Genomic DNA, 12,520 nt, shown 5'->3' on the forward strand with positions numbered 1-12,520 from the left:
TAATTGCTCACCCTATTTGCGCTGTTAAGCGTAAAGGAATATCAACATGAAACTTTCTATTGTGGAAAAGATCGGCTTCGGCGCAGGAGACATGGCGATAAACGTTGTGATTATCGCCATGCAGCTGCTGCTCGCCTATTTCTATACCGATATCTATGGCCTGAGCGCCGCTGATGTTGGCGTACTGTTCGTGGTTGTACGGATGATCGATGCGATTATCGATCCCGCCATGGGGGTTCTTACCGATAAGCTGAATACGCGCTGGGGACGTTATCGCCCGTGGCTGTTGTGGTTTGCAATCCCTTTTGGCTTTGCCGTTTATTTGATGTTTATCACGCCTGATATGGCCTATATGGCCAAGCTGGCATGGGCCTACGGCACCTATATTCTGATGACTCTGGTCTATACCGCCATAACCATTCCTTATATTTCGATGATTGGCGTAATCACCAGCGACCCTGTCGAACGCTTAAGCGCAAACGGCTATCGCTTTGTGATGACTAAGATTGCCGCTTTTCTGGTAACTATCGTTGTGCCGATGCTCGCCGTCTGGCTGGGGCAGGGCAACAAGGCGCTGGGCTATCAGTTTTCAACGGGGCTGATGGGCGCGATGGGCGCCGTGCTGTTTATCTTCTGTTTTCTCACTACGCGTGAACGCAGCGAGCCGGAAATTACCTCGCTCTCGGTGGGGAAGCAGTTTAAGTATCTGTTACGTAACGATCAGTGGATTATTCTCGGCGTTGTTATTTTACTGCTGATGTGCGGCTATGTTATTCGTGGTTCCGTCGCGGCTTATTATGCTAAGTATTATCTGAACGGTGGCGATAGCCTGATTTCACCCTTCCTGACCACCGGCGTCATCGCTTCTATTTTGGCGATGATCGCCACCACATGGATAACCAAGTTCTGGGATAAAATTAAGATGTTCCGCTACACCCAGATTATTACTTTTATCCTGAGCGCGCTGATGTATTTCTCCGTCGGGCGCGAAAACCTTGTCCTGGCGTTTGCGTTCTATTTTCTTATTAATTTCTTCTGCGATATGCAAATGCCGGTGTTCTGGTCCTCTATCGCTGAAGCGGTAGATTACGGAGAAAAGAAAACCGGGCTGCGCGTTTCCGGACTCGCGTTTGGCGGCATCCTCTTCTTCCAGAAGTTTGGTATGGGCATTGCGGGAGGCATTCTTGGATTTCTGCTGAGCCACTTTGGCTATCAGGCCGATGTTGAACAGAGCGCACGTTCTCTCACCGGCATTGCGCTGATGATGACGCTCATTCCTGCCCTGTTCCACCTTGCGGTGGGGCTGCTTATGAAAAAATATCTGATTAATAACGAATATTACCGTGATATTCAGCTCGCCCTCGCGCAGAAAAAGGCATAAGGAGGCGCAAATGGACACCATCAATAAAGTTTGGGTTATCGGTGACGCCTCCGTTGACCTGGTGCCGGAAAAACAAAATAGCTACCTGAAATGTCCCGGTGGAGCATCGGCCAACGTGGGAGTGTGCGTGGCCAGGCTGGGCGGAGAATGCGGTTTTATCGGCTGTCTTGGCGACGATGATGCCGGGCGTTTTCTGCGCCAGGTATTCCAGGACAATGGCGTAGATGTCTCATTTCTTAGGCTGGACGCGAGCCTGACCAGCGCGGTGCTGATCGTCAATCTGACGGCTGACGGCGAGCGCAGCTTTACCTATCTGGTGCATCCAGGAGCCGACACCTACGTTTCGCCGCAGGATCTGCCGCCGTTCAGGAAACACGAATGGTTTTACTTTAGTTCGATAGGCCTCACCGACAGCCCCGCCCGCGAGGCGTGCCTTGAGGGGGCGAGACGTATGCGTGAGGCCGGCGGCTACGTTCTTTTTGACGTCAACTTACGCAGCAAGATGTGGCGCGATGCTACGGAGATCCCTGATCTGATCGCCCGATCTGCCGCGCTTGCCTCTATCTGCAAAGTCTCAGCAGATGAGCTTTGTCAGCTGAGCGGCGCCAGCCGCTGGCAGGATGCGCGTTATTACCTGCGCGATCTGGGCTGTGAGACCACCATTATTTCGCTGGGGGCCGATGGCGCGCTGCTCATTACCGCCGAGGGGGAGTTCCTTTTTCCTGCTCCGCGCGTTGACGTCGTCGATACCACCGGAGCAGGCGATGCCTTTGTTGGCGGCCTGCTGTTCACGCTTTCCCGCGCAAACGGCTGGTCTCATGCCCTGCTGGCGGAGGCTATCGGTAATGCCAACGCCTGTGGTGCGATGGCGGTGACGGCAAAAGGTGCGATGACGGCCCTGCCGTTTCCCGACCAGCTAAACACTTTTCTGGCCAGCCATTCGCTGGCACAAGCTATGACCATGAAATAAGGAGTCATCATGCACGTTGATCAAAACAAAATACTGGGATGCCTGGTTGGCGCCGCCGCCGCGGACGCGATGGGAGCGGCAACGGAAGTTCGGACTCAGCAGCAAATTAAGGACTATTTTGGCGGCTGGGTGACAACCTTTCAAAAACCGCCGGCGGATACGTTTGGCCGCTGCAATGAAGCGGGCATGTGCACCGATGATTTTATTCAGGCTAAGTACATTATGGACGCGCTGCTGCGCCATCAGCGCCAGGTCAGCGACGAAGCGATGCGCGAGGCGTTCCAGCAGTGGCTGGATTATCCTTACTACGCCAACTTTACCGGTCCGACGACGCGCGCGGCGATGAAAGCGATCTTCAATGACAACCGCGCCTCTTTGCAGGGCGAGCTGGAAGGTGAAAAACAGTCGGTACAGATTATTAATAAAGGAAACGCGGAAGCCACGAACGGCGCGGCGATGAAGATTTGGCCAGCGGCGGTGCTGCACCCCGGCAATATCGACGCGGCAATTGAATGTGCGCTGCAGATTTGCCGCTTTACGCACAACAATGTGCTGGCGATGTCCGGCGCGGCGGCGATGGCCGCGGCAACCAGCGAGGCGTTAAGATCGCAGACCAATGCAGACAGCATTATTGCCGCCGGTGTTTACGGCGCTCAAAAGGGCTATCTGCTGGCGCAGGAGCAAGGAGCGATGATGGTTGCAGGCCCTTCCGTTGCCCGGCGCATTGAGCTGGCGGTGGAGATCGGTAAACGTCATCGCCATTGGGAAACCGCGGTAGTGGAAATCGCCGATATTATTGGTTCCGGGCTGCACGTAAGTGAAGCAGTACCTGCGGCCTTCGGTCTGTTCGCGTGTTGTCCGAATTCTGCCGTAGATGCTATTATCTCCGGCGTTAATATCGGCAATGATACTGATACTGTCGCCACCATGGTTGGGGCGATCTCCGGCGCATTTCATGGTGCGGATGCTTTCCCCGCCGATTATTTAACGACCGTGGATCGTATGAATCATTTCGATTTGGTAGAACTGGCCAGGCAAATCGCAGGGTAGCGAATTCACCCTGCCGGGGACGGTGAAACGTCCCCTGCTGGCGAAGACGTGAGGTGCGCAGTTTGCAGGTTGATAAAACGAGCTTTACTCCGCTTTATAAGCAACTATTTTTTATCATCTGTCAGCAGATCCAAAACGGGTCTTTGCCTGTAGGCAGCCAGCTGCCGACGCAAAAAGAGGTCGCCAGAGCCTACAACGTCTCGTTGATTGTGGTTAAGCAGGCCTGGAGCGAATTAATCAATGCCGGCATTATTTCGTCCCAGCGCGGAAGCGGCTCGGTAGTATGTTCCGTGCCGGAAGGCGTGAGCTATGGCCATACGTTTCGCGGAATTACCAGCGATCTTCAGGATGCCAGCGTCGAGATAGAGAACCGTATTCTGGAAATCGCTCCGCGCCGCGCGCGCGATGCTCAGGCAGATGGCTTGAGCCTTCCTGCCCATCATCATTATCTTTATATCTCGCGTATTCGTTGCCTGAATAACCGCCCGTTCAACCATGAAAAAATATATCTCGATCTTAGCTTCTTTCCCGGCCTGGAATTGACCCCGCGGTCGCTGGAACATACGTCGCTTTATTCGTTATTAAACGTTACAAGCGACTCGGCGATTGAAAAAGTTGAGGCGATTTTACCTTCCCCCGAGTTATGTGAAAAACTGCAGATTGCTGAGAATAAACCGCTGCTATCCGTCGCCAGACAGACGTTTCAGGCCGGACACGATAGTCCTTTTGAATATTGCCGTTATTACGTGCTGTCTGAATACTTTGGTGAGATCCATTATCACTAAACTGCCTGTATCCATCCCGTAATAACCCCACCATATCTGGCGTTTACCTGTCTTATTGTCCGTCGTATTCTTGCTGAAAAAAACGACAGGAGACAGGTATGTCGCTCTGGTTTTCCCACCCTCTGTTCCTTCCCTCTATCATCGTCGGCATCACTATTCTCCTCTGGGCGACCTCGCTACTGCCGGAGTTTATGACCGCGCTGCTGTTTTTTGCCGCGGCGATGATCGCCAAAATCGCGCCGCCGGAGGTGATTTTCGGCGGCTTTGCCTCATCGGCGTTCTGGCTGGTGTTCAGCGGCTTTGTGCTGGGGATCGCTATACGCAAAACCGGGCTGGCGGACAGGGCGGCCCGGTCGCTCTCGTCGCGGCTAACCGACTTCTGGCCGCTGATGGTCGGCAGCGTGGTGCTGCTCAGCTATGCGCTGGCGTTTGTGATGCCGTCCAATATGGGACGTATCGCGCTGCTGATGCCGATTGTGGCGGCAATGGCCAGGCGTGCCGGTATTGAAGAGGGGACGCGCCCGTGGTTTGGCCTGGCGCTGGCGGTAGGGTTCGGGACCTTCCAGCTGTCTGCCACCATTCTGCCTGCCAACGTCCCGAATCTGGTGATGAGCGGCGCGGCGGAGGGGTCATACGGCATCCACCTGAATTACCTGCCCTATTTACTGCTGCATACGCCGGTACTCGGCTGGCTCAAAGGGGCTGTGCTGATCGCCTTGATATGCTGGCTGTTTCCCGGAAAACCGCACCCGCCGCGCGACATGACGCCGCTGCCGCCGATGAGCCGCGATGAGAAGCGCCTGGCGTGGCTGCTGGTGGTGGTGCTGACGCTCTGGGTGACGGAGAGCTGGCACGGCGTGGGGCCGGCCTGGACAGGGCTGGCGGCGGCGGTGATAACGCTGCTGCCGCGGGTCGGTTTTATCAGCGGCGAGGAGTTTTCCAGCGGCGTGAATATCCGCACCTGTATTTACGTCGCCGGAATTTTGGGACTGGCTATCACCGTGACGCAAACCGGTATCGGCGGCGTGGTGGGGAATGCCCTGCTGCAGATTATGCCGCTGGATAAAGAGAGCCCGTTTACCAGCTTTCTCGCATTGACCGGCATTACCAGCGCGCTGAACTTTATCATGACCGCTAACGGCGTACCGGCGCTGTATACCACCTTCGCGCAGAGCTTCTCCGATGCCACCGGCTTCCCGCTGCTGAGCGTGATTATGATTCAGGTGCTGGGGTACTCCACGCCGCTGCTGCCGTATCAGGCGTCACCGATTGTCGTGGCGATGGGGCTAGGGAAAGTGCCTGCGCGGGCGGGAATGCTGCTGTGTATCGCGCTAGCGGCGGTGAGCTATTTGATTCTGCTGCCGCTGGACTATCTGTGGTATCAGGCGCTGGGGAAACTGTAGCGGTGTAAAAAACCCGGCTTGCGCTGCGCTGAGCCGGGCTACAAATATTGCAGATTTCTGGTCAGTAGCCCCGGTTGCGAAGCGCGACCGGGATAGCCTTTAAAGCGAATTACGCTTTTTTCGCGGCTTCTGCTGCTTTAACGATCACCGCGAAAGCGTCAGCTTTCAGGGATGCGCCGCCAACCAGCGCGCCGTCGATGTCCGGCTGGGTAAACAGCTCTGCTGCGTTGCCCGCGTTAACGGAACCGCCGTACTGGATGATCACTTGTTCAGCCACTTTCGCATCGGCTTTCGCGATGTGGTCGCGAATAAATTTGTGTACTGCCTGAGCCTGAGCCGGGGTAGCGGATTTGCCGGTACCGATCGCCCATACGGGTTCGTAAGCGATAACCACGCCTTCGAAGGCCGCCGCGCCCTGAGTTTTCAGAACGGCGTCGATTTGACGGGCGCACACTTCTTCCGTTTTGCCCGCTTCGTTTTCCGCTTCGGTTTCACCGATGCACAGAACCGGGATCAGACCCTGCTCTTTCAGTACCGCGAATTTTTTAGCGATGAGCTCGTCGGACTCTTTATGGTAGGTACGACGCTCGGAGTGGCCGATGATGATGTACTGAGCGCCGATGTCTTTCAGCATTTCAGCAGAGGTTTCGCCGGTGAATGCGCCGGACAGGTTCAGGTCAACGTTCTGCGCGCCCAGGTGAATGTGGCTGCCGGCAGCGGCTTGTTTCGCCAGGTCGATGTACATTTCAGGCGGAGCAATTGCAACTGCACAGCCGGTCACGCCAGCCAGTTCGGTACGCAGGTTCGCGACCAGTTCGTTTACCATGTGGCGGCTGCCGTTCAGTTTCCAGTTACCCATCACTAAAGGATGTCGCATTTTTATTCTCCACGCTTCAAAGCGAATTAAGGAATATAGCCGCCCCCGAGGGCAGCATGGTCTGTGAAACAGTATAGAGATTCATCACTGGAAAGGCTTTGCTTTTTGTCATTTATTGTTGTTTTCCAGCGTTTCAGATAGCGCCAGCTTAATCGGTTCAACAGCGAAGGTCAGCCCCTTTTCGCCGTTGTCCGCCACCACATAGCGTACCGCGCCTTCGGTTTCGCTGAAGTAACGTTTACCTTTTCCGGCGGTCAGCAATTTTTGCAATTTTTGCTGGCTTTGCGTCTGGCTCAGGGTGGGCACAAAAGCGCGCATCACGGCGCTCATATACTCCTGAGCCCTGGCTTTCGCCGCTTTCTGCTGCGGCCCCTGAATCGGTAGCCAGGTTATTTGCATCGATTTAATTTTGAGGGTTCCACGTTCAAGCGCGGTCGACGCGTAGAGGTTCTCATTGATCTTGGTGGCGGCGCGGGTCAGGTTCGCCTGGTCTTTGCTGGCGGCGACGGCGCGAAATTCATTGAGCGTTAGCTTCGGGTTATCGCGATTGAATTTTTCCCGAAACTCGCTGATGGAAATATCAAAGACCGGCGCGCCGGAGAGAAGATAGGGTGCCGTAGCACCGGCGTCTGACTCGGCGGACAACGCCTTTTGGCCAACGGATAACGCCGCCAGCCCAATCAAACATAAGGTTGCCCACTTCTTCATGCCCATCTTCCCTTTTTTTATCTGCTGACGATTAAAACGAGAACCGTCACGCTTGTCAAAAAGTCACGCCTTCAGGGTAAACTACGTCAGTGATGATGATAAGGAATAAAATATGACCCTACAGCAGTGGCTATTCTCAATTAAAGGGCGGATTGGACGTCGCGACTTCTGGATCTGGATCGCTATCTGGATAATGACCATGAGCGCGCTGTTCACGCTGGCTGGCAGTAATCTTCTTAATTTACAGACGGCGGCTTTTATTCTGGTGTGCTTGCTGTGGCCGACGGCGGCGGTGACCATTAAACGCCTGCACGATCGGGGTAAATCCGGTCTCTGGGCGCTGCTAATGATTCTGGCGTGGATGCTGCTGGCGGGCAACTGGTCAATGCTGCCTGGGGTCTGGCAGTGGGGCGTCGGGCGGTTTATACCGACGCTGATTATCGTCATGATGCTGATCGACCTGGGCGCGTTTGTCGGCACCCAGGGCGCGAATAAGTTTGGTAAAGAGACGCTGGACGTACGCTGGAAAGCGGAATCCTGATTACCAATAGTGTTCGGCTGTCATATGACCCGGTCGGCGACGCAGGTGCTTGCTCATCTGCCGGGTCTCTTTCAGTAGCTGCTGGGTGTCGCGCACCATCTGCGGGTTACCGCACAGCATAACGTGGCTGCTCTCGGCGTTCATCGGCAGGCCGACGGCCTCTTCCAGCGCGCCGGTCTCAATCAGGAACGGGATGCGCCCCGTGAGCATGCCCGGTGCGGTTTCCCGGCTGACGACTGACTGGATGCGCAGCTTGCCCGCATAGCGCGCTTCCAGCGCCTGCATCTGCGGCAGATAGCTGAGATCGGCGGCATAACGCGCGGCGTGCACCAGTACCAGGTTTTTAAAACGATCCAGGTCTTTCCCTTCTTCGAGAATCGACAGGTACGGGCCAATGGCTGTGCCGGTGGCGAGCATCCATAGCGTGTCGCAATCGGGTACCTCTTCCAGGACAAAGAAACCAGCGGCTTCGCTGACAATCTGCACTTCGTCGCCCGGCTTCAGTGCCGCCAGCCGCGGGCTGAGCTTGCCCTCCGGAACCGTCACCAGGTAGAACTCAAGATCGGGATTACCGGGGGCGTTGACGTAGGAATAGGCGCGCTGCACGCGTTCACCGTCAATGTCCAGGCCTAGCTTGGCAAACTGACCTGCGGTAAACGGCGCAACCGGTGCGTGAACGGTGAGGCTAAACAGTGCATCAGTCCAGTTTTGTACTTTTACCACTTTACCTGTAACCCAGTTGGCCATAGCGTCTCTCCTCTCAATCCTGTTAGCGTATCTTCACCGCGACGAGAGCAGATTTCCAGCCCGAAAAGGCTGGAAAGCTCTATTGATCAAATGTTTTACAGGATGTGCAGCTGGATATCCGGATCTTTGCGATCGAGATAATGAATCGACTGAATACGGCGAATTGTGCGGGATTTGCCGCGGATCAGCAGAGTTTCGGTGGTGGCCATATTGCCTTTACGGGTGATACCGTCCAGCAGATCGCCTTTGGTGATGCCGGTCGCTGAGAAAACGACGTTGTCGCTGCGCGCCATATCGTCCAGGCGCAGCACTTTGCCTGCTTCAATGCCCATTGCTTTGCAGCGTTCCAGCTCGTTTTCGCCGATGCGGCGGTTCTCTTCGCTGTCGCCCTTCACGTGGTGACGCGCCAGCAGACGGCCGTTCATATCGCCGTCCAGCGCGCGGATCACCGCTGCGGAAACGACGCCCTCCGGCGCGCCGCCGATACCGTACATAACGTCAACTTCGCTGTCCGGCATACAGGTCAGAATAGAGGCGGCAACGTCGCCGTCGGGGATAGCAAACACGCGCACGCCCAACTTTTGCAGCTCAACAATGACCTTATCATGGCGCGGCTTGGCTAAGATGGTGACCGTTAATTCGCTCAGCGGCTTATTCAGCGCGCGGGCGATATTATGCAGGTTCTCCGCCAGCGGCAGGTTCATATCGATGGTGCCTTTCGCCCCTGGGCCGACGATCAGCTTTTCCATGTACATATCCGGCGCGTTCAGGAAGCAGCCCTTATCGCCTACCGCCATGACCGCCAGCGCGTTCGCCTGGCCCATCGCCGTCATGCGGGTGCCTTCGATGGGATCGACAGCGATATCTACCGCATCGCCGTGGCCGGTACCGACGCGCTCGCCGATGTACAGCATCGGCGCTTCGTCGATTTCGCCTTCGCCAATCACGATGGTGCCGTCGATGTTGATCAGGTTGAGCATAATACGCATGGCGTTGACGGCGGCGCCGTCGGCGGTGTTTTTATCACCACGGCCTAACCACTTGTAGCCTGCCAGCGCGGCGGCTTCGGTGACGCGCGAAAATTCGATGGCCAGTTCTCGTTTCATAATCCACTCATCTGAATAAAAATTATGCGCAGCGTGGCGAGATGACGTTCGCGCTACGCGTTGGAATAGCGTTCGGTTTCCGGCATCCAGCGCTCAATCAGGGCCTGGGCCTGCTGGGGATAGCGTTCGTGAATATGGCGGGCGATGCGCTGAACTTCCGGGATCATGGCCTGATCGCGCAATAAGTCCGCAACTTTAAATTCAGCATTGCCGGTCTGACGGGTGCCAAGCAGCTCGCCGGGACCGCGAATTTCCAGGTCTTTTTGGGCGATGACGAAACCGTCGTTGCTATCGCGCAGAACCTGCAGGCGCTTCTGGGCGGTTTTTGAAAGCGGCGATTTGTAGAGTAGCACGCAGTGGGAAGCTACCGCGCCGCGCCCGACGCGGCCTCTGAGCTGGTGCAGTTGAGCCAGGCCCAGACGCTCCGGGTTTTCGATGATCATCAGACTGGAGTTGGGCACGTCCACACCGACTTCAATCACCGTGGTGGCGACCAGCAGATGCAGCTCGCCCTGCTTGAATGCGCTCATCACCGCCTGCTTCTCGGCGGACTTCATGCGCCCGTGCACCAGGCCGATATTCAGCTCCGGCAGCGCGAGCTTCAGCTCTTCCCAGGTGGCTTCCGCCGCCTGGGCTTCCAGCAGATCCGACTCTTCAATCAGCGTACAGACCCAGTAGGCCTGACGACCTTCGTGGGTGCAGGCGTTGCGCACGCGGTCAATAATATCGCTGCGGCGGGTATCCGGAATAGCCACCGTAGTGACCGGCGTACGGCCCGGCGGCAGTTCATCGATGACCGAGGTGTCGAGATCGGCATAAGCGGTCATCGCCAGGGTTCGTGGAATCGGCGTGGCGGTCATAATCAGCTGGTGCGGGTGAAAACCCTGCTGTTGGCCTTTTTCCCACAGCGCCAGCCGCTGATGGACGCCAAAACGGTGCTGTTCGTCGATAATCACCAACGCGAGGCCGTTAAACTGGACCTGCTCCTGAAAGATGGCGTGGGTCCCGACAATCATCTGCACCTGTCCGCTGGCGATAGCCTCCTGCTGCGCCAGGCGCGCTTTGCCTTTTTGTTTGCCCGCCAGCCAGCCAACCTCAACGCCCAGCGGTTCGAACCAGCTGCGGAAATTATTGGCGTGCTGTTCAGCCAGCAGCTCGGTCGGTGCCATCAGCGCCACCTGTTTGCCGTGGGCGATGGCGCGCAGGGCGGCAAGCGCGGCAACCAGGGTTTTACCGGAACCCACGTCACCCTGCACCAGACGCATCATCGGCACGTCCAGCGCCATATCGCGCTCGATTTCAGCCGTCACGCGCGCTTGCGCGCCGGTCGGCGTAAAGGGGAGGGAGGCCAGCAGCTTGTCTTTTAACGTGTCGTTAGCGCTAAGCGCGAGGGCGTGATAGCGCTGGGCGCCTGCCCGCAGCGCCAGCATGCTGAGGTTATGCGCCAGCAGCTCTTCCAGAATTAAGCGCCGCTGGGCTGGATGTTTACCGCTTTCCAGCTCGCCAAGCTGTAACGTGGGCGGCGGGCGATGCAGGGTGCGTAAGGCGTCCGGCAGGCTCATCATCCCCTGGGCCAACTCCGGCGGCAGCAGCTCGGCGATAGCGCAGGTTTCAAGCAGCTCAAGCGCCTGGTCAGTGAGCTTGCGCAGCGTAGCCTGCTTGATGCCTTCGGTGGTGGGATAAACCGGGGTCAGCGTTTCCTGTAAATCAGGCGTACTCATGTCGCCCTGAACCCGATATTCCGGGTGGATCATCTCCGCTCCGTGCTTACCGCGCTTCGCTTCGCCGTAGGCCAGTACGCGGCGCCCGGTTGCCAGGCTGTTTTTCATCGCCGCGCTGAAGTTAAAAAAGCGCATGGTGAGGATGCCGGAACCGTCGCTTATCTGGCAGGTCATCATCCGGCGGCCGCCGAAAGTGATATTGCAGTTGAGAACTTCGCCTTCAACGGTGGCGTAAACGCCGGGCAGCAGTTCGCCGATTTGATACAGATGGGTGCGGTCTTCGTAGCGTAGCGGCAGGTGCAGGAGCAGATCCTGTACCGTATGCAGGCCAATCTTTGCCAGTTTACTACTCTGGGCCGCGCCAACGCCCGTCAGGGAGTTGAGCGGCACCGCATCCAGCAGACGGCCCTGCATGATTACTTCGCCGCCTGCATGGTGGCCCACCACGCGGCATCGGCTTCGACTTCACCCTGCTCGTTGATGTGGGGGTAGGGGAGACCTTTGCGTTTTGCGACCCTCGCCAGCACCGGATAGCCGCCCTCAAACAGCAGTCGCTGCTGGTCTTCTTCCGGCAGCATGCTGTTCTCGCGCTGGTACATGCCGGCGTTCTGCCGCTGGCGCTGGGCTTCATAGAGGATAAGCGCTGAGGCGACGGAAACGTTCAGCGACTGCACCATGCCAATCATTGGAATGATGATGTCCTGGTCCGCCAGGTCTAACGCTTCCTGCGTAATGCCGGTTTTCTCCTGCCCCATCAGGATACAGGTAGGGCGGGTATAGTCGATTTCACGGAAATCAACGGCTTTATCAGAGAGATGGGTCGCCAGGATCTGCATTCCCTGGCCTTTTAAATGCGTGACGGCCTCGCCAATAGTACGGTGGGTTTTAACCTGCACCCAGCTATTGCTGCCGGCCGCCGCAGAGGCCATGGTACGCATACGGCTGCCCGGCCAGATGGCGTGCACTTCATGCACGCCAACGGCGTCAGCCGTACGAATGACCGCAGAGACGTTATGAGGTTTGTGGACCTGCTCCATGCAGACCGTCAGGTCAGGCTGACGCCTGGCGAGCATCTCGCAGATACGCGCATAACGCTGTAAATTCATTACACTTCATCCTTCGAATGACTCTTTAATCGCCGCGGATTACTCGGCCCATCCCTGGGCCTCGCCCCTTGCGGGGCTGCTGTAAGCAGCGTTCAAATCCGCTCCCGGCAGATTTGTCATTCGCT

At 56.8% G+C, this 12,520-nt stretch carries 12 protein-coding genes; 6 read left to right on the forward strand and 6 right to left on the reverse strand.

The window, feature by feature from the left end; all coding sequences use genetic code 11:
- Positions 1-46: 46 nt before the first annotated feature.
- The 5 genes from EGY08_RS15590 (at position 47) to EGY08_RS15610 (ending at position 5,589) form a co-directional block, all read left to right on the forward strand.
- Positions 47-1,381 carry an MFS transporter gene (locus tag EGY08_RS15590; RefSeq protein WP_123828645.1) on the forward strand — a complete coding sequence of 445 codons (1,335 nt, stop codon included), beginning with the start codon at positions 47-49 and terminating at the stop codon, positions 1,379-1,381.
- Positions 1,382-1,391: 10 nt separating this feature from the next.
- Complete coding sequence (locus EGY08_RS15595; RefSeq protein WP_004126709.1) at positions 1,392-2,351, forward strand: aminoimidazole riboside kinase; 960 nt, start codon at positions 1,392-1,394, stop codon at positions 2,349-2,351.
- 9 nt (positions 2,352-2,360) lie between these two features.
- A complete protein-coding gene (locus EGY08_RS15600) occupies positions 2,361-3,401 on the forward strand; it encodes an ADP-ribosylglycohydrolase family protein (protein WP_123828646.1) in 1,041 nt (346 codons plus the stop codon).
- A 62-nt stretch (positions 3,402-3,463) separates the two neighbouring features.
- A complete protein-coding gene (locus EGY08_RS15605) occupies positions 3,464-4,186 on the forward strand; it encodes a GntR family transcriptional regulator (protein WP_049114935.1) in 723 nt (240 codons plus the stop codon).
- 98 nt (positions 4,187-4,284) lie between these two features.
- A complete protein-coding gene (locus EGY08_RS15610) occupies positions 4,285-5,589 on the forward strand; it encodes an SLC13 family permease (RefSeq protein ID WP_123828647.1) in 1,305 nt (434 codons plus the stop codon).
- 109 nt (positions 5,590-5,698) lie between these two features.
- Here the strand turns inward: EGY08_RS15610 and tpiA are convergent, their stop codons facing one another.
- Together tpiA and EGY08_RS15620 are read right to left on the reverse strand one after the other, a co-directional pair.
- Positions 5,699-6,466 (reverse strand): triose-phosphate isomerase, encoded by a 768-nt coding sequence (gene tpiA, locus EGY08_RS15615; protein WP_004126701.1) that lies wholly within the window; start codon positions 6,464-6,466, stop codon positions 5,699-5,701.
- Positions 6,467-6,574: 108 nt separating this feature from the next.
- Positions 6,575-7,174, reverse strand: coding sequence for a DUF1454 family protein (locus tag EGY08_RS15620; RefSeq protein WP_004126697.1), 600 nt, complete (start codon positions 7,172-7,174; stop codon positions 6,575-6,577).
- A 112-nt stretch (positions 7,175-7,286) separates the two neighbouring features.
- On the opposite strand from EGY08_RS15620, the gene EGY08_RS15625 reads away from it, so the two are divergent.
- Positions 7,287-7,715, forward strand: a complete 429-nt coding sequence (locus EGY08_RS15625) for a DUF805 domain-containing protein (protein WP_004126694.1) — start codon at positions 7,287-7,289, stop codon at positions 7,713-7,715.
- On the opposite strand, the gene fpr is transcribed toward EGY08_RS15625, so the two are convergent.
- The 4 genes from fpr to trmH form a co-directional block, all read right to left on the reverse strand.
- Complete coding sequence (gene fpr / locus EGY08_RS15630) at positions 7,716-8,462, reverse strand: ferredoxin--NADP(+) reductase (RefSeq protein ID WP_004126692.1); 747 nt, start codon at positions 8,460-8,462, stop codon at positions 7,716-7,718.
- Between the two features lie 95 nt (positions 8,463-8,557).
- On the reverse strand, positions 8,558-9,568 hold the full coding sequence (gene glpX, locus EGY08_RS15635) for a class II fructose-bisphosphatase (RefSeq protein WP_004126688.1): 1,011 nt from the start codon (positions 9,566-9,568) through the stop codon (positions 8,558-8,560).
- Between the two features lie 53 nt (positions 9,569-9,621).
- The gene (recG, locus tag EGY08_RS15640) at positions 9,622-11,703 is read right to left on the reverse strand and encodes an ATP-dependent DNA helicase RecG (RefSeq protein WP_004126685.1); all 2,082 of its coding nucleotides are present in this window, start codon (positions 11,701-11,703) and stop codon (positions 9,622-9,624) included.
- 2 nt (positions 11,704-11,705) lie between these two features.
- Positions 11,706-12,395, reverse strand: coding sequence for a tRNA (guanosine(18)-2'-O)-methyltransferase TrmH (gene trmH / locus EGY08_RS15645; protein ID WP_004126682.1), 690 nt, complete (start codon positions 12,393-12,395; stop codon positions 11,706-11,708).
- Positions 12,396-12,520: the final 125 nt, after the last annotated feature.

The organism is Klebsiella sp. FDAARGOS_511 (assembly GCF_003812845.1).
In the GTDB taxonomy this organism is placed as follows: domain Bacteria; phylum Pseudomonadota; class Gammaproteobacteria; order Enterobacterales; family Enterobacteriaceae; genus Klebsiella; species Klebsiella grimontii.